Annotated in this window: 13 protein-coding genes, 1 tRNA gene and 1 pseudogene; 6 read left to right on the forward strand and 9 right to left on the reverse strand. The window is 71.2% G+C overall.

Going from position 1 to position 19,685, the window contains the following annotated elements; genetic code table 11:
- Positions 1-173: 173 nt before the first annotated feature.
- Positions 174-2,318: a GTPase gene (locus ACFYW8_RS06995; RefSeq protein ID WP_389068675.1), complete on the reverse strand. Its 2,145-nt coding sequence runs from the start codon at positions 2,316-2,318 to the stop codon at positions 174-176.
- A 5-nt stretch (positions 2,319-2,323) separates the two neighbouring features.
- On the reverse strand, positions 2,324-3,931 hold the full coding sequence (locus ACFYW8_RS07000; RefSeq protein WP_365870010.1) for a dynamin family protein: 1,608 nt from the start codon (positions 3,929-3,931) through the stop codon (positions 2,324-2,326).
- A gap of 310 nt (positions 3,932-4,241) precedes the next feature.
- Here ACFYW8_RS07000 and ACFYW8_RS07005 point away from each other — a divergent pair.
- A tRNA-Arg gene (locus tag ACFYW8_RS07005) sits at positions 4,242-4,317 on the forward strand.
- A 1,793-nt stretch (positions 4,318-6,110) separates the two neighbouring features.
- Here ACFYW8_RS07005 and ACFYW8_RS07010 read toward each other — a convergent pair.
- Positions 6,111-6,395 carry a DUF1876 domain-containing protein gene (locus ACFYW8_RS07010; RefSeq protein WP_326790949.1) on the reverse strand — a complete coding sequence of 95 codons (285 nt, stop codon included), beginning with the start codon at positions 6,393-6,395 and terminating at the stop codon, positions 6,111-6,113.
- Positions 6,396-6,735: 340 nt separating this feature from the next.
- Positions 6,736-7,085 (reverse strand): annotated as a pseudogene (locus ACFYW8_RS07015) (hypothetical protein).
- Positions 7,086-7,464: 379 nt separating this feature from the next.
- Here ACFYW8_RS07015 and ACFYW8_RS07020 point away from each other — a divergent pair.
- From ACFYW8_RS07020 to ACFYW8_RS07035, 4 genes are all read left to right on the forward strand, one after another.
- On the forward strand, positions 7,465-7,776 hold the full coding sequence (locus tag ACFYW8_RS07020; RefSeq protein WP_389068676.1) for a hypothetical protein: 312 nt from the start codon (positions 7,465-7,467) through the stop codon (positions 7,774-7,776).
- 255 nt (positions 7,777-8,031) lie between these two features.
- Entirely contained in the window at positions 8,032-9,696 is a 1,665-nt protein-coding gene (gene ettA, locus ACFYW8_RS07025; protein WP_365870002.1) for an energy-dependent translational throttle protein EttA, read from the forward strand.
- Positions 9,697-9,702: 6 nt separating this feature from the next.
- A complete protein-coding gene (locus ACFYW8_RS07030; protein WP_261709025.1) occupies positions 9,703-10,113 on the forward strand; it encodes a thioesterase family protein in 411 nt (136 codons plus the stop codon).
- Positions 10,110-10,838 (forward strand): hypothetical protein, encoded by a 729-nt coding sequence (locus ACFYW8_RS07035; RefSeq protein ID WP_389068677.1) that lies wholly within the window; start codon positions 10,110-10,112, stop codon positions 10,836-10,838. The genes ACFYW8_RS07030 and ACFYW8_RS07035 overlap by 4 nt, the downstream gene beginning before the upstream one ends.
- Before the next feature lie 309 nt (positions 10,839-11,147).
- Here ACFYW8_RS07035 and ACFYW8_RS07040 read toward each other — a convergent pair whose 3' ends face one another.
- Positions 11,148-11,552, reverse strand: a complete 405-nt coding sequence (locus tag ACFYW8_RS07040; RefSeq protein WP_365870000.1) for a globin — start codon at positions 11,550-11,552, stop codon at positions 11,148-11,150.
- 142 nt (positions 11,553-11,694) lie between these two features.
- Between ACFYW8_RS07040 and ACFYW8_RS07045 the strand changes: the two genes are divergently transcribed.
- Positions 11,695-12,693, forward strand: coding sequence for a methyltransferase domain-containing protein (locus ACFYW8_RS07045; RefSeq protein ID WP_389068678.1), 999 nt, complete (start codon positions 11,695-11,697; stop codon positions 12,691-12,693).
- A gap of 211 nt (positions 12,694-12,904) precedes the next feature.
- On the opposite strand, the gene ACFYW8_RS07050 is transcribed toward ACFYW8_RS07045, so the two are convergent.
- The 4 genes from ACFYW8_RS07050 to ACFYW8_RS07065 form a co-directional block, all read right to left on the reverse strand.
- A complete protein-coding gene (locus ACFYW8_RS07050; protein ID WP_389068679.1) occupies positions 12,905-14,203 on the reverse strand; it encodes an FHA domain-containing protein in 1,299 nt (432 codons plus the stop codon).
- Positions 14,204-14,276: 73 nt separating this feature from the next.
- Positions 14,277-15,623 carry a VWA domain-containing protein gene (locus tag ACFYW8_RS07055; protein WP_389068680.1) on the reverse strand — a complete coding sequence of 449 codons (1,347 nt, stop codon included), beginning with the start codon at positions 15,621-15,623 and terminating at the stop codon, positions 14,277-14,279.
- A gap of 100 nt (positions 15,624-15,723) precedes the next feature.
- Positions 15,724-17,199: a PP2C family serine/threonine-protein phosphatase gene (locus ACFYW8_RS07060; protein ID WP_389068681.1), complete on the reverse strand. Its 1,476-nt coding sequence runs from the start codon at positions 17,197-17,199 to the stop codon at positions 15,724-15,726.
- Positions 17,200-19,685: tetratricopeptide repeat protein (locus ACFYW8_RS07065; protein WP_389068682.1), on the reverse strand; the 2,486-nt coding region annotated here is incomplete at its 5' end. It lies immediately after the preceding gene.

The raw sequence follows: 19,685 nt of genomic DNA on the forward strand, positions 1-19,685 counted from the left end.
GAATCCCTCCCGTGCGAATACGTCTGCCGCGGCGAGCGCATGCGCTGCGATCGCCGCGGGATCAGACTGCCTCCGCCGGGCCCGGCCCGCTGCGCCCTGTGCGCAGCCGGCCGGTTGTGGAAAACCGCGTCAGCCGATCGGGGTACCCACCTCAGCCGACCTGGGCAACCACCTCACCCGACCGGGGCACCCGCCGTCGCCGCTCCCATGACCCGCCCGTACTGCTCCCGCACCTCGCGGTACCGCAGCAGTTCCGCGGCCACGGGATCCAGCACCCGGGCTCTTCCGCACCCGGCGGCCGCCTCGCGCAATCGGCGTTCCGCTTCCAGGCCGTAGCGCCGGGCCGGTCCGCGGGCCGCCATTCTGCTGCCCCACTCGACGACCGGGCCGCCGATGATCCCCGAAACCATCAGCAGCACCGGAACCCCGAGGTTCGGTGACATGACCCCGATGATCTGTCCCACCAGCCAGAGCCCGCCGATGACCTGGAGGATCGTCATCGCGGCCTGCGCCAGCACCGCGACGGGCCACCAGCCGGGCCGCGGCGGCCGTCCCGCCGGTGCCGTCGCGCGCACCGCCATGCCGTCCAGCGCCTCGGGCAGCCCCTGCGCGCCGCGGACAGCGGCCTCGCGCACAGCCTGCGCCCAGGGCGCGGGAAGTCCGTACGCGGCCCGGTCCGCGACCGTCCGAACCGCCTGCTCGACGCGCTGGCGAGCGGTGGCCTCCTCGTCCGCTGGAGCGCGCACGGGCAGGCGTCCGGTCTGGGGTTCGCGCCGGTCCAGATACCAGCGCCACAGCCGCAGCCAGGGCGTGCCGCAGGCGCGGTTGGCGTTGCGGCGCCAGGCCCGCTCGGCGGCCTCACCGGTCGCCACGGCACCCACCGCGTCCGCGAGCCGGTCCGCGAACTCGTCACGCGCCTCCTCGCTGAGTCCGACCCGCCGACCGGCCGCGTAAACGGGCCGCAGCCGTGCGGCGGCCGCGTCGAGGTCGGCCGAGATCCGCCGTGCCGCGGCGCCGCGCTCCGCCACGAACTGGCCCAGGGATTCCCGCAGTTCGGGGACTCCGGCCCCGGTGAGCGCGGACAGCGAGAGGACGGTCGCGCCCGGTTCGCCGTACTCGCCGAGCGCGATGCCGTCCTCGTCGAGCAGTCGCCGCAGATCGTCGAGCACCTGATCGGCGGCTTCCCCGGGGAGCCGGTCCACCTGGTTGAGGACCACGAAGGTGACCTCCGCGTGCCCGGCCAGCGGCCGCAGATAGCGCTCGTGGAGGACGGCGTCCGCGTACTTCTCCGGATCCACCACCCAGATGACCGCGTCGACCAGCGCCAGGACCCGGTCCACCTGCTCGCGGTGCTGGACGGCCGCGGAGTCGTGGTCGGGCAGGTCGACCAGGACCAGGCCGCGCAGTTGTGCCTCCGCCTCCGCGCTCTGCAGCGGGCGTCTGCGCAGCCGCCCTGGGATGCCGAGCCGGTCGATGAGGGTGGCGGCGCCGTCGCTCCAGGTGCAGGCGATGGGCGCCGCGGTGGTCGGCCTGCGCACGCCGGTCTCCGAAATGGCCACGCCCGCGAGCGCGTTGAAGAGCTGTGACTTGCCGCTGCCAGTGGCCCCGGCGATGGCGACGACGGTGTGCTCCCCGGAGAGCCTGCGGCGGGCCGCCGCCTCGTCCAGGACCCGGCCGGCCTCGGCGAGCGTCCTGCTGTCGAGGCGGGCGCGGGAGAGGCCCACCAGTTCACGGAGGGCGTCCAGGCGCGAGTGCAGCGGCCTGTCGTACGCGAGGGGGGCCGGCACCGCGGGGACACTGGCCTGTGCCTCGGCCAACGGCGTCTGGTACCGGCCCGGAGCCGCCTCGGTCACGCGTCGCGCGATGAGGCCGTCGTCCCAGACGGGGCCGTCCTCCGCGCGCGTGGGGTCGTCGCCTTCTCCGCGCGCGTGCGGCGCCGGTTCGGACCCGTCGTGCCGGGTGCCCTGTCCGGCCGCGCGGCGGCTCGGCGCGGTCTTGCCGCTCCGGCCCCCCCTGGCTTCCCCGGTGGTTCCCGCGGTGTCCTCCGGGGAGCCGGCCCCGGGGCCCGGCGCGCCGGGCGGACCGTTCTCCGAACGGTTCTCCGAAGTGGTCTCGGTGTCTCCGGCAAGGTTGTCGTTCTCGGCGCCCGCGGTGCCTGGGACGGCCTCCCCGGAGAGGGCGCTTTCGGGGGCGCCGTTTTCGGAGTGGGCCTCTCCGGGACGGCCATCTGTGGAACGACCATCTCCGGGACGGCCGTTTTCGGGTCGATCGTCTTCGGGGCGGTCGGCCTGATCCGTGTGGTCAGTGACGGCAGTCACCGCGGTCACCTCTCCTTCTGCAGTACGGACAGCGCCGCGATGAGCTCGGCCTGGGGTTCTGGATGAACGTCGAGCGCTTCAAGGGGCGCGAGACGGCGCTCGCGTTCGGCCTGCAGGGCCTTGTCGATGAGGTCTGTGAGAAGGCGGCCGCCCTTGTCGCGCAGCCGCAGCGCGCCGTGCGCCCCGATCCGCTCGGCGAGCCCCTCGCCCGCGCTGCGCGCCCTCCGGCCGCCCAGGAGTGCCGTGGCGACCAGCGCGGCCACCACCGCCGGGTCCGGCGCCACACTCTTGTCAAGGTCGCGAACCTCGTCCTCGGCGTACTCCTCCAGGACGCGCCGCCACCGTCGTACGGCCAGACCGATCCGGTGCTCGGCGCTCTCCAGCGTCGGGTCGCGATCCGTCAGCCCCGGAGCGTCCGCTGCCGGTTCGCGGCGCCAGGTGTCGTCCACGCGTTCGTCGGCGGCCGTGACGGAGCACAGCAGCAGGGCGCACAGGCTCTCCACGAGCGCGTCCAGCAGTTCCTCGGAGGTGCAGTCGAGGGGATAGACACGCCAGCGCTTGAGAGCGTCCCCGGAGAGCACGGCCCCGGCCTGCAGACGCCCCTTCGCGCGTGTGTGCTCGCTGTCGTACGCCCCGTCGACGGCCGCGGTGAGCCGCGTCGAGGCGGCGTACTGAGCGGCGGCGGCACTGGCCAGTTCCGGCATCCGAGACTTCAGGGAGTCGAGGGCACCATGGGCCGTACGCGCCATCGCCCCGTGGCGGGCTCCCGGGTCCTGGGCCTGGTGCGTGAGCCACGTACGCAGCGGTGCGACGGCCGTGGCGGGCAACAGGCCGCCGCCCCAGGCGGACTCGGGCAGTTCGGGCACGGTGAAGCGGGGTGCTTCGCCCAGTCCCGCCTTGGCGAGCAGAGCGCCGTACTGCCGCGAGACCTCGGACACCACCTGGTGCGGCACCCGGTCCAGGACCGTCACCAGGGTCGCCTTCTGTTCCTTGGCGGTGCGCAGCAGATGCCACGGCACGGCGTCGGCGTACCGCGCGGCCGTGGTGACCATCACCCAGATGTCGGCCGCGCAGATCAGTTCGGCGGCCAGCACCCGATTGTCGGCCACCAGGGAGTCGACGTCGGGCGCGTCGAGGAGGGCGAGGCCGCGGGGGAGCGTGTCGGCGGTCTCGATACGCAACACCCGCTCCCCGCTGTCGGCGAGGGCGGGAAGATCGTCGCCGGGTTCCTGATGGGGCACCCACACGCGCGTGAGCTGGGGCAGTACACGCATGCCGCTGAACCAGTGATGATCCTCCGGATGGCACACCAGCACCGGTGTACGGGTCGTCGGGCGCAGCACCCCCGCTTCGCTGACCCGGCGCCCCACGAGGGAGTTGACGAGGGTCGACTTGCCGGCGCCGGTGGACCCTCCGATGACGGCGAGAAGGGGTGCTTCGGGTTCTCTCAACCGGGGCACCAAATAGTCGTCGAGCTGTGCGAGCAGTTCGTCGCGGTTGGCACGCGCGCGTGGAGCCCCTGCCAGGGGCAGCGGAAAGCGTGCGGCGGCGACACGGTCGCGCAGGGCGGAAAGTGCGTCGAGCAGCTGAGGCCGTACGTCCAAGGTCACCACATGCGAAGAATGCCCAATTTTGGAGTCTTTCTGAAGCATATGGGTATGTCTGCGCGCCGACGGGACACACGGGGCGGAAGGGATGACTGGGGCGCAGGCATAACGAGTGCACAACACCCGATGCGCGAGACGTCAAAAGCGGTGCACGATTCGTACCCGCCTGCGATTATCAGGACCGCTTCACTGAACCTCCACAATGAGCCACGGAGGCGAAGCGTGAGGGACAGGGATGCGGGAGCCCTATTCTTGTCCCCGGCAAGGTCACGGATCAGCCCACACCCGGGCACCAGGACACAGGCCGACACACCCGGCCCCCGTAGCTCAGTGGATAGAGCAGGCGCCTTCTAAGCGCTTGGCCGCAGGTTCGAGTCCTGCCGGGGGCGCCAGTCTCCGCCCTCCCTTTGGGGAGGGCTTTTTGCTGGTCAGGACATGTTTCACTCGATACGACGACGCCCCGAACACCTTCCTGATGATCAAGGGGAAGGTCCAGAGCTGTCCGGCTGGCACCGGGTTTTCGCGGGTGGCCCTGTCGAATACGTGTCGAAGTTTCCGGCGAGAGGCCTCAGCCCGGATCGGGCCGCTCGGGAAGATCTCCGGCGGCTTCGAGGCGCCTTTTCAGGTCAGGCAGCCGTCCCTCGACGCATCGCGAGTGGGGCGCCAGGAGGGCCGGGACGCTGTTCCCGGCCCAGTCCGCCACATGGGCGGGCGGGATCCCGTCGGTGAGCCACTTGGTCACGCGCGTGTGCCGGTTGTCGTAGACCCGCCTTCCCGTGGGCGAGTCGAAGACGTGCGGGGGCAGGCCTTGCGCGCACCGTGCCACGCCCGGTGGACGACCGAACCCGCGGCGAGGCCGTGTGGGCGTTCGCCACCCACGTCATGGGCTTCTGAACTTCACCGAGAGTCACTCTGGAGCCGAACGTCGAACGTCGAACGTCAGGCGCGCCGACCGGGCGCGGTGCCGTGGCCGGGAGGTCGCCGTTGAGGTCTCCTCGACCGGTCGACTGGAGGCCGGTGACAGTCGGTTACCGTTGCGCTGGTTGCTGTGCAGGCCCGGTATCGCCGGGGCTCCCGCCTCAAGGCTCGCTCAATTCGGCACACGGCGTACCTCTTGATCCTTAGGCTCCGTGGTCGACGGTCTGACCAACCGTTTCCACCTACAGGAAACCTGGGGGACAAATGCGCCTACGCGCAGGCTCAATGGTGTTCGCGAGTTCCGAGGTATTGGGTATATCAACCTCGGCAGCGGCTGCCCATCCAACCGTATCCGTTCCTCCACGCAAGTCCGTCCATGCGCAACGCCGGCTGTGGCGCCGCAAGTTCACCGGCACCGCTTGCGACCGGCATCAAGCCGGCTGCCTGACACGGAGCAAGGTGGCGGGCGGCGGTCCCGTGTGTGTCAGGGGGCGCATATGAGACGGACAGGGATACTCGTTCCGGTGGTCCTGCTTGCGTTGGCCGGGTGCACGAGCGCGATGTCAACCGGCAGTCGAGCGACTCCGAGTGAGGCGCCGGTCGAAACGCCTTCTTCCGGCAAGCCCTCCGCCGCGCCTTCCGCCACACCCTCCACCGCCACGGGCGCTCGCGTTCCGCCCCGACTTCCAGACGCGCAGAAGTCATTCATCAGAACAGGTGGAAGGACCGGTGCTCGCTCGTTCCCGGCGATCCCCGAAATTCGGCGGGGAACCCTGGAAGTCGCGGTGACATGTTCGGGTTCCGGGACCATCGAAGTGCGGGTCGGCTCTCTTGTGAGCTTCACCGTCGTCTGCGCAGACGGTGATCCGGGGCAGTTCAACGAAGTAGCTCTGGACCGAAGCCACAAGAACGTGGCTGTTTCGGTTACCAGCGGGACGAGTGGGTCCTGGGGCCTCTCGGTGGGGTGGACAAAGATCATCTGATCCTCGCGGCCAGCCCTCCTTCCGTAGCGGCGCGTCGGCTCGTCCGGCGGGCTGTTTCGGCGGGGACGATCGTGCCGGACATCTGCCCGATCGAAGTCGGCCTGCTGTTCGTGGCGGGCGCGGCGCCACCTCGACGGGCCCCGCGCTCACCACGTAGACCACGATCTTCGAGGTGTTCGGCGGTCCAGCGGTCTGTTCTCTGCACGGTGATCGGACACCCGATCACCCAGGTGGTCCAGGTGGTCCAGGTGGCCCGGATCACCCGGACTGCTCGGTCGTTCCGGTCACCTCAGTGTGTGTGATGTCCTGCCCGAGGCCGCGTCGATCTCGTCGTGTGCCTTGGTCAGAAGTTGCATGGCGAGTTCGTTCAGGGCCCTCGCGCCCGCGACCTCCTCGCCGACCCTCGGCTGGTTCGAGTCGGAGGGGTGGCGGCTGGCGTACCCGTGGGCACGTACTTCGCTCCCGTCCGGGAGTCGCAGGAGGGCGGCCGCGCGGGTGCGGTGGTCGTCCTCCTGGAATTCCATCTCGACGTGCCATCCGACCGTGGTCCGTGCCTGCATCGCTGTCATCTGTGTCATCGCGATCACCTCCGAAGCCGCCGCCCCCCGGTGAAGCCCCTAAAAGAATTGTGCTCCCCGGGCAGGCCGGGCACGAGGCGAGGACGCCGAGGGTCACGCGACGTGGCCGGGTGGTGCCGACAGGTGGTGACCGGTGGCCTGACGGCGCTCGGGCAGACCGGCCCGCGCTTCGAGGAACTGCGAGGCCGGTCAGCCATGGACGGACACGTGACGGAGTGGGGGTGCAGGTGCCTTGACCCCGACGGCCGTCCGGTCCGTCAGGCCCTCGAACGTCTCGTGTCGGCAGACAGCCCACTGCTCTGACCTGCGGTCGGCGCGAGCTCGTCAGCGATCACACACCGATGGCCAGCGGCGGCCGGCGGCCGTCCCGCAGCCGGTCCCCGGGCAAGGCCGCGGTAAATGGCTGGAGCGTCAGGTCGCGTTGATACCAGGTGCCTGGCTTACCGTCGAGATGGGCCGGGTCGACAGGGCCGACGGGGACGAACCCGGCTTTGGACAGCACTTTTTGGGACGCGACGTTCTGGTGGGCCGTGGCCGCTCGCAATGTACGCAGCCCGTGCCGGGCCGCCGCCAATCGGCGCCGCGATCGGAGACCGAGGCGGCGAAGCAGGCGCGATTCGCCAACTCGAAGGCCAGGACCGCCGGGGCGTGGCGAACATGCAGTCGCCTCAACTCGGGCATCGCCGGCCGGAGACGCAGCAGGAGTGCGCCGGCGGGAGCGCACATCGCAGTGCGGATCGTCCGAAGGCTGATGCAGATGCTCGCTCGCCAGGAACGCGGGGGACATCATGGCGCCGAGCAGGCCGGGCCCCGCATGGCTGATCAGCACGTCCACACCGTACGTACGGTTCCGCTCGGGTGAGCGGAAATAGAGGCGCACTCGGTCGTCACCCGTGATGACCGCACCGATGAACAGCGGTTTCCATGAAGCCTGATCGGTGACGTGCCGCTCTCGTGGGTTGTTCGAGAGCGTGCTGGTCGCGGACGCCGGCGTCCGGGGGTCGTGCAATCGGGGAGACCGTCCCTCGACAGTTGCTGGCGTGCTCGCCATGATGAGCCGGTGTCCGAGTACTGTCAGCCGGTCCCCGCCGACGCACCAGATCCAGGCCGCGTAGTTCAGAGCTGGGCGGCAACCGTCGCCGCCCTGCCGATTGGATCCAGAGTCAGTGGACAGGTGTTCGTGCGAGCCCAGTTCGGTGTCTTCCTCGTGATCGACGGTGTACCCGATGCGGTTGGGCTCGCGGAGATCACCGCCATGCCTCATCCCATGGAGCTACCCGCCGCGGGCGCGTCAGTCACGGGGAAAGTCGTCTGGCACGCCCACAATCATCAGGTCAAGATAAAGCTGGACGAGTGGGACCGGTCTGAGTGATCGCGCCGGGTCGTCCCTGGGCCGTCCCTGCGTCGTCGCTGCGTGCTCCCTGGGCCGTGCGAGGCCGCTCGACAGTGACCAGGGACGACCAGGGACGACGAGGGGCGACAACCAGTGACAGGTCAGCTACGAACAGAGGTGGTGAACGGCCAGGTCACAGCCCCGTGACTGAACGCGTTTCCCCCGAGAGGTAGCCGTCAGGCAAGATGGGGTGTATCTGCCCACTGCCGATTTCAAGCGTCCGGACGGTTTCTCTTGGCTGAGTACATTTACACCATGCGCAAGACGCGCAAGGCGCACGGCGACAAGGTGATCCTCGACGACGTCACCTTGAGCTTCCTGCCTGGCGCCAAGATCGGTGTGGTCGGTCCCAACGGTGCCGGTAAGTCCACCGTTCTCAAGATCATGGCGGGCATCGAGCAGCCCTCCAACGGTGACGCGTTCCTGTCGCCCGGCTACAGCGTCGGCATCCTCATGCAGGAACCGGAGCTGGACGAGTCCAAGACGGTTCTGGAGAACGTCCAGGACGGTGCCGCCGAGCTGATGGGCAAGCTCAACCGCTTCAACGAGGTCGCCGAGCTGATGGCGACCGACTACTCCGACGCGCTCATGGAGGAGATGGGGAAGCTCCAGGACGACCTGGACCACTCCAACGCCTGGGACCTCGACGCGCAGCTCGAGCAGGCCATGGACGCGCTGGGCTGCCCGCCCGGCGACTGGCCGGTCACCAACCTCTCCGGTGGCGAGAAGCGCCGCGTGGCGCTCTGCAAGCTGCTGATCGAGGCTCCGGACCTGCTCCTCCTCGACGAGCCCACCAACCACCTCGACGCCGAGTCGGTGAACTGGCTGGAGCAGCACCTCACGAAGTACGCGGGCGCCGTCGTCGCCGTCACTCACGACCGGTACTTCCTGAACAACGTCGCCGAGTGGATCCTCGAACTGGACCGCGGCCGCGCGATTCCCTACGAGGGCAACTACTCCACGTATCTCGACAAGAAGGCCTCCCGCCTCAAGGTCGAGGGCCGCAAGGACGAGAAGCGCGCCAAGCGGCTCAAGGAAGAGCTGGAGTGGGTCCGGTCCAACGCCAAGGGCCGTCAGGCCAAGTCCAAGGCCCGCCTCGCCCGTTACGAGGAGATGGCGGCCGAGGCCGACAAGATGCGGAAGCTGGACTTCGAGGAGATCCAGATCCCGCCGGGCCCGCGCCTGGGCTCCATCGTCGTCGAGGTCAACAACCTCTCCAAGGCGTTCGGCGACAAGGTCCTCATCGACGACCTCAGCTTCACGCTGCCGCGCAACGGCATCGTCGGTGTCATCGGCCCGAACGGCGCCGGCAAGACCACGCTGTTCAAGATGATCCAGGGCCTGGAGACGCCGGACACCGGCGCGATCAAGGTCGGCGAGACGGTCAAGATCAGTTACGTCGACCAGAGCCGCGCCAACATCGACCCCAAGAAGACGCTGTGGGCCGTCGTCTCCGACGAGCTCGACTACATCAACGTCGGTCAGGTCGAGATGCCGTCGCGGGCCTATGTGTCCGCCTTCGGCTTCAAGGGCCCGGACCAGCAGAAGCCCGCGGGTGTCCTCTCCGGTGGTGAGCGCAACCGGCTGAACCTGGCGCTGACCCTCAAGGAGGGCGGCAACCTGCTGCTCCTCGACGAGCCCACCAACGACCTCGACGTGGAGACCCTGTCGTCGCTCGAGAACGCGCTGCTGGAGTTCCCCGGTGCGGCCGTGGTCATCTCCCACGACCGCTGGTTCCTGGACCGGGTCGCGACGCACATCCTCGCGTACGAGGGTGAGTCGAAGTGGTACTGGTTCGAGGGCAACTTCGAGTCGTACGAGAAGAACAAGGTCGAGCGGCTCGGTGCGGACGCCGCGCGCCCGCACCGCGCCACCTACAAGAAGCTGACCCGGGGCTGATCGATCTTGCGCCACATCTACCGCTGCCCGTTGCGCTGGGCGGACATGGACGCGTACGGCCACGTCAACAACGTAGTTTTCCTCCGCTACCTGGAGGAAGCCCGTATCGACTTCCTGTTCCGCCCGGAGAAGGACTTCAAGCAGGGGTCCGTGGTGGCGCGCCATGAGATCGACTACAAGCGGCAGCTGGTCCACCGGCACGCGCCGGTGGACATCGAGCTCTGGGTGACGCAGATCCGGGCCGCGTCCTTCACGATCGCCTACGAGGTGAAGGACCCGGACCAGGTCTACGTCACGGCCGCCACGGTGATCGTGCCGTTCGACTTCGAGCGGCAGCGCCCGCGCCGGATCACGGCCGAGGAGCGCGACTTCCTGGAGTCGTACCGCGACGACGAGGACGAGGCCGTCGCGGCATGACCGTCCTGCATCTCGCCGACGCGGGGGAGGCGGCCGATCTCGCCGCCTTCCTCTCCCGGCTCGTCCACTACGACCGCGCGGCCGCCGTGCGCCTCCAGGCGCACGGCACCACGCTCGCGGTCTTCGGCCGGCCGCCGTCGTTCGAGGTCCTCGCGATCCGTACGGCGCGGCTGGCCAAGCCGTACGAGAACGGGCTCGACGTCACCCTCGACGTGACCGTCTCCGCCGGTGAACTCCTGGAGTCCGTGGAGGAGTCGGCGGCCACCGCCGGTGTTCCCGTCGCCGTCACCGGGCCCCCGTGGGCCGGGGTGCTGCCGCCCCGCAGCGGCTGGCGGCCGGAGCCGGGGCTGCCCGCCCCGGACGCCGTACGGGCGAAGGTGTCCGAGGCGGTTGCCGAATTCCGCTCGCGCACCGAGGAGTTGGCGCCCGAGCTGCGGACGCGTGCCGAACTCGACCGTGTCGGACGGGAGATATGGTCCCGGCCGATCGGTGACACCGCGCTTCCGGTGCGGGCCGCGCATGCCGCGCAGTCGCTGGGATTCCTGCGGCCCGTACCGCCCGCGACCGCGTCCACGGAAGGGCAAGTCCCCCGGGGCGAGAGCTCGTTGAGCGACAGCCCGTTGGCGCTGTACTCGTCGGGCGCCTGGCTGCGTCTGCGGACGCCGTTCGGGTCGGTCGCCGTCCGCCGGGCGGGGCTCGGCGCACTGGACGTCAGCGTTCGCTGACCCCCGCGCTCCCATTTCCGCCGGAGCAGCCGGAAGGGCCGGATCTTCCCGTCCACACCCGTGACGCGCCCTCCGGCCAGGTGCCGACGTGGTCCGGATCCGGCTCCGGATCCGACTTCGGTCCAGTGCCACGCGGTCCTTCATGGCCGACGGCCGGGTGAACCCCCGGCGGAGGGCCGGAGACGGCTGACCCGGTCGGGCATCGCGTACTCGCGGGCCACGACCGTTCCCGACCGGCCGCCGCGGCCGCCCCCGAGCGGCGCGGGATCTCCGCGGAGAGGTGTTCGCCGCTCACCGTCGAGCAGGCGGTCAGCTCGCCGTGTTCACCATCGAAGCGGCCGCGTAGGTCAGATAGTTCCAGAGCGTGTGCTCGTGCTCCTCGGAGAGGCCGAGCTCGTCGACGGCGACGCGCATGTGCTCGAGCCAGGCGTCGTGCGCGGCCTGGTCGACCTTGAAGGGGGCGTGGCGCATCCGCAGCCGGGGGTGGCCGCGGTTCTCGCTGTATGTCGTCGGGCCGCCCCAGTACTGGATCAGGAACAGCGTGAGGCGCTCCTCGGCCGGGCCCAGATCCTCCTCGGGATACATGGGCTTCAGCAGCGGATCCCCGGCGACACCCTCGTAGAAACGGTGCACGAGGCGCCGGAAGGTCTCCTCGCCGCCGACCTGCTCGTAGAAGGTCTGCTCCTGAAGCGTGCCGCGCCGAATCTCTTTCACGTCCCCATGTTCTCAGACGGGGTGACCGAGGACTCAAGGCTTAGGACCACTCACGCGGCGCAGCGGACGCGACGGTGCCGGTCCGGCCGGTCCGGTCGGTCCGGCATTCGCCTCGCGGGCCGTCCGGCAGCACAGTGGAGGTATGGGCGCGCACGCTCTCGACACCGGTCCCGACCCGGGACCCGAAGACCTCGCCGATGTGGCGCGGGCGTCCCTGGTGCGCGAGATAGACCGGAGCGGGGCCTGGGAGCGCGACCCGGTCTGGCGGGAGGCCTTCGAGGCCGTTCCGCGCCACCTCTTCGTGCCGTACTACTACATCGGCGTCGCCGGCGGTTTCGAGCGCGTGTGGGGCGAGGACCCGGACCCGCGGGCCAGGAACCGCTGGATGCGCGGCGCGTACGCGGACGCCCCGCTGGCGACCCGGGTGAGGGACGGGGAACTGGTCTCCTCCAGCAGCCAGCCGTCGCTGATGGCGACGATGCTGACCGAGCTGGAGGTGCGGGACGGGGACGCCGTCCTGGAGATCGGCGCCGGGACCGGCTACAACGCGGCCCTGCTCGCGTACCGTCTCGGTGACGACCTGGTGACCACGGTCGACCTCGACGTGGAGATCACCGAGGCCGCGCGAGGGCATCTGGCCATCGCCGGGTACCACCCGACGGTCGTCACCGGCGACGGCGCGCGGGGGGTCCCCGAGCGCGCTCCCTTCGACCGGATCATCGCCACCTGCACGTTGACCACGATCCCGCGCCCCTGGCTCCCCCAGTGCCGCCCCGGCGCCCGCATCCTCGCGCCGCTGGCCACCGGCCTGATCGTGCTGAGGGTGCGGGACTCCGGGCACGCCGAGGGGCGCTTCCTGCACACCTCCGCCTTCTTCGTGCCGCTGCGCGGTGCCACCCGGTCCGGGCCGGAGCCGGAGCCGGCCCGGCTCGGAGGGCTGCCGCGCCGGGCCCGCGGCCACGATCTGTTCCGGTTCCTGCTGGCCCTGACGGCGGGCAGCCTCGACCCGCACGACGCCTACGCGCTGTGGGAGCGCGAGGGGGAGCCGCAGCGCGAGCGGTACGGGATCACGGTCGGCGAAGAGGGTGCCTGGGCCTGGCTGGACGACCCCGAGGGGCCGTACACCTGGCCGCTGCCGTGAGCGTCCGCGACCGGGTTCCGTACGGGGCCCGGAAGCGGGCCCGGCTGTGATCCGCTCCGAGCCGCCGTGAAAGCCCTGATCAGCCCCCTGGGGGCGGTTTCAGCCCCCAGGGGGATCGCGGGACCGTTGAGCTTCCTGGGGGCCGCAGGGGCGATTCAGCCCCCTCGGAGGGCCGCCGTGACGATTCGGCCCCGGTCGCCGGGGTGGTGGTTCAGCCCCGCCGGATGGTGATCGTCGTCCAGGCGCCGACGTGCACCCGGTCGCCGTCCTGCAGCTGCACCGGGACGAACGGCTGGATGGGCTCCTCGCCGCCGTTGACCGTGGTCCCGTTCGTCGAGTTCTGGTCGACGACCGCCCAGGTGCTGTCCGGCTGCTGGACCAGCATGGCGTGCTGGTGGGAGACGCCCGGGTCCTCCGGGGGCACCGACAGGTCGATGTCCGGGGATTCGCCGGTGGAGTGCCGGCGGCGGCCGATGGTGATCTGGTTGCCCAGGAGCGGGCGCTGGAGCTCCGGCGAGTAGGCGGGCAGGTTCAGGCCCGCGGCCTCGGGCCCGGAGCGCTGCATCATCGCCATGAAGTACTCGCGGTCCGGTGCGATGGTCGCGCTCCAGGACAGCGACTGCTGTTGCTGTTGCTGTTGCTGGTAGCCGGGACCGGGCGGGGCCTGGGTGGCGCCGGGCCGCGGGTAGCCGTAGCCGTCCTGACCCGGGCCGTTCGGGCCGCCCTGACCACCCGGGCCGCCGGGCGCACCGGACGACGGCGGGGGGATCACCCAGTCGTCGTCACCGCCGCCGAAGGCCGGGCCGCCGGGCTGCGGTCCGCCCTGCTGCGGCGGTCCGCCCTGAGTGAAGGGCGGGGCGGGCTGCTGGGTGTAGGCCTGTTGCTGGGCGCCGGGGCCGCCCTGCTGCGGAGCCGGGCGCGACGGGTCGCCGCCGAAGCCCTGGGGGCCGCCGTACGGCTGGGCCCCCGGGCCCGGAGGGATCGGTTCGGCGGGCCGGTTCATCTGCGAGGGCCGCGAGCTCTGGTACTCGAACGGGTCGTGCCCGGGGCCGCCGGCACCCGGACCACCCGGCTGTCCCGGCCCCGGCTGCTGGAACCGCAGCGCGGGATTCGGGCCACCGGGACCGCCAGGACCGCCGGGGCCAGGGCCGCCGTACGGTGACTGCCCGCCGGGACCGCCCGGTCCGCCGACGGGCGGACGCGGTGCCGCCGGTGTGTACGACGTCGCGGTGTTGGTCAGGAAGTTCCACCGGCACTCCTCGCAGAACGGCGCCGCGCCCTCACGGGGCGTACGGCACTGCGGGCAGAGCTCCGGGTCGGCGCCCGGCACGCCGGACCGGTGGGACCGGCCGCCGGGTCCCGGCGGAGGCGAACCGGGCGTCGGGTAGCCGTAACCGGCGCTGGGCGGCGGCGGGGGCGGGAGCGGGGGCACGGTACCGGCCATGCGGTGACCGCAGACCTCGCACCAGTCGTCGGAACCCGACTGGTGTCCGTTCGGGCATGTCGGCATGTCGGCGCTTCCCCCTTTCCTTTTCCGGCCGTTGTGACCGGGTTTCTCCGGCTCCCCACGGGAACCGGGCTCGCTACTTCTTTACACGAACAGTCTTTGTGGACCGTGTCTCGAGGGTCATCTCGTCAGCTTCTGCGACCCTTGCTTTCAATCGCACAGTACCTGCCGCGACGTCGACCACGTCCACCACCTTCGCGAGCAGTTTCGCGGTATCGGCGTTTCCGGAGGCTCCGGCGAGCTGAACGGCCCGTCCCAGCTTGGCCGTTGCTCCGTCGACATCACCCGCTTTGCGAAGATCGAGACCCTGTTGGATGACTTGTGCCAGTTCGGCCTGACCCGTGTAGTGCGCGACCTGCGGGTTGATGGACGTCGAGGCGGCCATGTCGTCGGTCCACACGGCCCGTACGAGTCCCTGCGCGCCGAGGTTCCGCACGCTGCCGTCGCCCTGCGGGATCACCAGCGAGACCCGGGCGGCGAGCATCTCCTGGCCGACCGCGGCCGTCGGGACCTGGACGCACACGTGGTAGTCGCGGGACTCGTCGCCCCAGGAGCCGGTCGGGTAGTCGCCCGCGCGTGGCCCCGCCTCGGTGCGACGGTCCGTCAACTCCCCGACCGTGGGCGCCACTTGCTTGACGAACTTGATCTCGGTGCCGACCGGCGTCCACAGCCGCAGGGCCACGTCGGCGACCTCCTTGCCCATGGCCGTCTCCATCATGTGCGTGAAGTCGGCGGCGAGGGCGGCCGGGTCGGCGACGATGTCGGCGGTGCCGAGCAGCGCCGAGGCGATCCCGGTGACCTCCTTGACCTCCCAGTCGGTGCCGACTCCACGCGCGTCACAGGTGAAACGTCCGGCGCAGGAGTCGAGCGCGGCCCGCAGGTCCTCGGGGGACTCGTGTTCGTTGCGGCCGTCGGTGAGCACGATGCCGTGCCGGATCGACACCTCGGCCGAGGACAGCAGCCGGTCGGCGAGCCGCAGCCAGGTGCCGATCGCCGTCCCGCCGCCCGCGCTCAGCTTGCGCAGTGCCTGCTTGGCCTGGTCGCGCGTGGCCGTGTCCGCCACCGCGAGCCGTCCGTTGCCCGGATAGACCTCCTTGGCGACGTGCGTGCCGCCGATCACCGCGAAGTGGACTCCGTCGCGCAGGGTGTCGATCGCCGCTGCCGTCGCGTCGCGGGCGTTGCGCATCTTGGTCGGCGGATAGTCCATCGAGCCCGAACAGTCGACCATGATCGCCACGGCGGCGTCCGGGCCCTGCCCCGCCGTGTACAGGTGCGGCGCGGCGACCGCGTTTCCGACGGTGCCGCCGCCGGTCGCGCTCACCGTGACGATCGCGTTGACCTCGCGGCCGCCCTCCGGCAGGTATTCGTTCTGGTACACGTCGACCGAGAACTGCGGCACGTTCGACTTCGAGAAATTGGCCATGCCTTCTCTGTCCCCCTCGGGCCTCCGGCTCTGGCGGAGGTGATGACTGTGTGCGGACCGGTCCCCTCCGGTCCGCGGCCGCCCCCGTTCGTTCGCGGCCTCAGGCCGATCCTGCCCCCTGCGAGGGGGCGGGGAACGGCATGACGGCCACTGTTACGTTGTCGTGGCCCCCGCCGTCCAGGGCGTGGCCCACCAGAACCTGGGCGCTGTGCAGCGGCCTTTCGGCGGCGTCGAGGGGGAGGACCTCGGCCATGTCCTCGGCCGCCTCCGCGTAGTTCCACAGACCGTCGGTGCACACCACGACCACACCCGGCCGGTCCGGCTTGAACGAGACGGTGTGCGGCTCCAGTTCGTAGGCGTCGGCGCCGAGCCAGCCGGTGATCGCGTGGGCGCGCTCGTCGGCGTACGCCTCCGCCTCGTTCATCAGGCCCGCGGCGACCATCTGCGCGGCCCACGAGTCGTCCTCGGTGAGCCGGGCCGGCAGCGAGGAGCGGTCGACGGGGACCCAGTAGACGCGGCTGTCGCCGACCCAGCCGACGATCAGCAGAGTGGGTGTGACGACGGCGCCGACGATGGTGCAGGCGGGCGCGTTCACGTGCGGAGCGTGCTCCCCCTGCGCGGTGGACGGATCCGCCAGCGCGTTGACCGCCTCCGAGGCCGCGACGATCGCCTCGTGCATGGCCTGTTGCGGGTGTGTGCCGAGTGGAAGAGCCGCCAGGAGCGACTCGTTGGCCGCGCGGGACGCGGCGAGCGAGGCCTCGTCCGGACGGGTCGCGGAGGAGACCCCGTCGCAGACGACCGCGACGACCGCGGGGGAGCCGTCCGGCAGCGCGGCCGAGGAGATCGTGAAGGCGTCCTCGTTGCGGTGATGGCGCAGACCCCGGTCGCTGACCGCGGCGACGGCGCCCAACTCCTGTTCCATGTGGTCCCGTTCACGTGGCTGCGCGTGCCCGCAGTTCTCGCAGTAGCCGTCGGGGTCGACATGGCCCGAACGGCAGGCCACGCACACCTTGGCGCCCGCGGGGGGAGCCGGGAGGTCGGCGGTCCGGGGATCGGCGGGGACCTCGTGGTCCGGGCCGTCGGCCGGGCGGCCCTCCGCGGACCGGGCCTCGCCGGCCGGAGGGGCGAGCGGGTACTCGTCGGGCTCCGACGGCCGGTCGAACCGTACGCCCGACGGCTGTCCGGCGGCCCTCTTGGCGACGGACGGCCGGATCCCCGCCGGATCCCCGTGCGGGTGCTCGGGGTGCTCGGGGTGCTCGGGGTGCTCCGAGTGCTCAGGATGCGGCAGTTCGGAACCACCCGAATCGGTGCCCTGTATGTCGGCGGCGCGGTGCACCGGCGCGGGCACGTCCGCGCTGTCGACCTCCGGCGCCAGGGGCCAGTCCATGGACGGGGCGGCCGGGGGAGGACCGGCCGACGCGCCGTTCATGGTGATCGTGGGGTGGTCCCGCGGCGGTGCGGACACCGTTGACAGGTCGTAGCCGCACGCACCGCAGAAACGGTCGGCCGCCTCCAGCGGCTCCTCGCAACTGGGGCACCGCGAAAGGGCCGTCGGCTGGGGCATCTGGGACATCAATCACACCCACGTCCGGGGGCGGTAACGGTTGGCACGTTCCACCAGGTCGATCCTCTCCTCGCCGCCCCGCGCGAGCCGGGCCAGCGTCCGGTACGAACGTTCGAGGCCGAAACGGAGGCCGCGTTCGTCCAACTCGCTGCCGAGCAGCGCAGGTCCGCCGCCGGAGGCCGGAGCGGAACCCTGGCTACCGGAGAGTACCCAGTCCAGCGCGCAGCCGAGGACCTCCGTCGACAACTGCTCGCGCCGCACGGCGTCCAGACCGAATCCGTCGAGCGCCTCCACCTGCCCGGCGGCGGCCGTCAGATCGTCCAGGAACGGCGGCGCCGCCGCTTCCGTGACCGGCCGCTGCCGCAGCCGCGCCCGCACGGCGGCGACCCGCGCCGCCGTGTAGTGGATCGACGACTCCGGTACGGATTCCAGGGTGCGTACGGCGCCACGGCGGTCACCCGCCGCGAGCTGCACCCGGGCCAGCCCGAAGGCCGCGCTCACATAGCTGGGGTCGGTCGTCCACACCAGGCGGTAGTACTCGGCGGCGTTGTCCAGCTGGCCGAGCACCTCCGCGCACACGCCGAGGGCCAGCTTGGGCGCGGGTTCGCCGGGGAACGCGTCGTAGACCGCGTCGAAGGACAGCGCCGCGATCTCGTTCTCGCCGGTCGCCAGCGCCGTGACACCGCGGTACCAGACCACCCGCCAGTCGTCCGGGTGATCCGCCTCCAGTGCCTCGACGGCCGTGCCCGCGCCGCTCAGTTCACCCATCTCCAGGCGGGCCCGCAGCTCGCGCAGCCGCAGTTCGGGCGAACCGGCAGGCGCCGCCCGCAGCGCGGCGATCAGCTCCGCGGGCGCGGACGCGATGAGCCCCGCGAGGAAACCGGCGTTCGGGTCGCCCGGGTCCACCCGGGGGACGGGCAGCGCGAGCGCGGTGGCGGCCGCCCGAACGGGCCTGACCACGGCGGCGGAGGCCGGTCCGGGAGGCAGCGGACGGGCCCCGTTCGTCCCCGCCGGCAGCGAAGGCGCGACCTTTCTCGCCCGTACGGGGACCACGCGGGCTCCCAGCCGCGACACGTCCTCGGCCGGCTTCCCGAACAACTCCGTGTCCGTGACCTTGGTCTCGGGGCCGAACAGCGTCGACAGCGCAGGACGGGCACGCCCCGTCTGGAGCGACACCACCTCGCGCAGTACACCGGTCAGCTGCTCGGCCATCTCCTGCGCCGAGGCGAACCGGCGGGCCGGGTCCGGGTCGGTGGCCCGGACGAGGAGCCGGTAGAAGGACTCGTACTGGCGGAAGACCTCGATGTTGTCGGGGTCGGGCAGGGAGTCCACGAACACGTTCGTATAGCCCTGGAAGTCGAAGGCGAGGACGGCGAGCGTGCGGGCGACCGTGTAGAGGTCGGAGGCGACCGAGGGGCCCACCTCGGCCACCTCGGGGGCCTGGTAGCCCACCGTGCCGTAGATGGCCGACTCCTCGTCGTCCATCCTGCGCACCGCACCCATGTCGATCAGCTTGAGCTGGTCCTCGGTCTGGATCGCGTTGTCGACCTTGAAGTCGCAGTACAGCAGGTTGCGGCTGTGCAGATGACCGAGGGCCTCCAGGGCCTCGATGCCGTACGCGCAGGCCTGCTCCACCGGCAGCGGGTCGCGCTTGCCGTCCGCCGTGCGGCGCCCGTTGGCGAGCTCTTTGAGCGACTTGCCGCCCACGTACTCCATGACGATGTACCCGTCCAGCGAACCCGTCCGCTGGTCGAGGTGCTCGACGAAGTTGTAGATCCGCACGATGTTGGCGTGCTCGATCTCCGCGAGGAAGCGCCGCTCGGAGATCGCGGCCGCCATCGCGTCCTGGTCGCCCGTGTCGAGCAGGCCCTTGAGGACCACCCAGCGGTCGGAGACCGCGCGGTCGACGGCGAGGTACACCCAGCCGAGCCCGCCGTGCGCCAGACAGCCCATCACCTCGTACTGGCCGCGCACGATGTCACCGGTGCGCAGCTTCGGCACGAACGAGTACGGGTGGCCGCACTTCGTGCAGAACCCCTCGGTGCGACCGGGCTGGTCACCGCGTGAACGCCCCACCGGGGCACCGCAGTCGGAGCGCGAACAGAACCGTTTGCGCTCGGGCACCTCCGGGTTCTCCAGGACCATCTCGCGCGGGTCGGGCCGCGGCACGCCCGGGACCTCCACGAGCCCGGCACCCAGTCGGCCCCGCCCGGAGGAGGCCGCCGTCGAACCGGAGCTGCGCACCGACACCGAACGCCCCGTCGGGCTGCCCGACAACGACAGCGATCGCGACAGCCGGCCGGAGACCGAGCGCCGCGACTGCGAGGAGCGCGACGACGTACGGGAGCTGGCACGCGAACTTCCGCGCGCACTGCCGCTGTCGCGCGAGCTCCCGCCGCCTCCGGTCGACGGCGAACCCACCATGCCCTCGCCGGCCTCCTGGCCGCTTCCGGACCGGGTGGAGCCCGGCGCGGACCCGGCCGGGGCGAGCCCGCACG

The organism is Streptomyces sp. NPDC002742, from assembly GCF_042888885.1.
Taxonomy (GTDB): Bacteria; Actinomycetota; Actinomycetes; order Streptomycetales; family Streptomycetaceae; genus Streptomyces.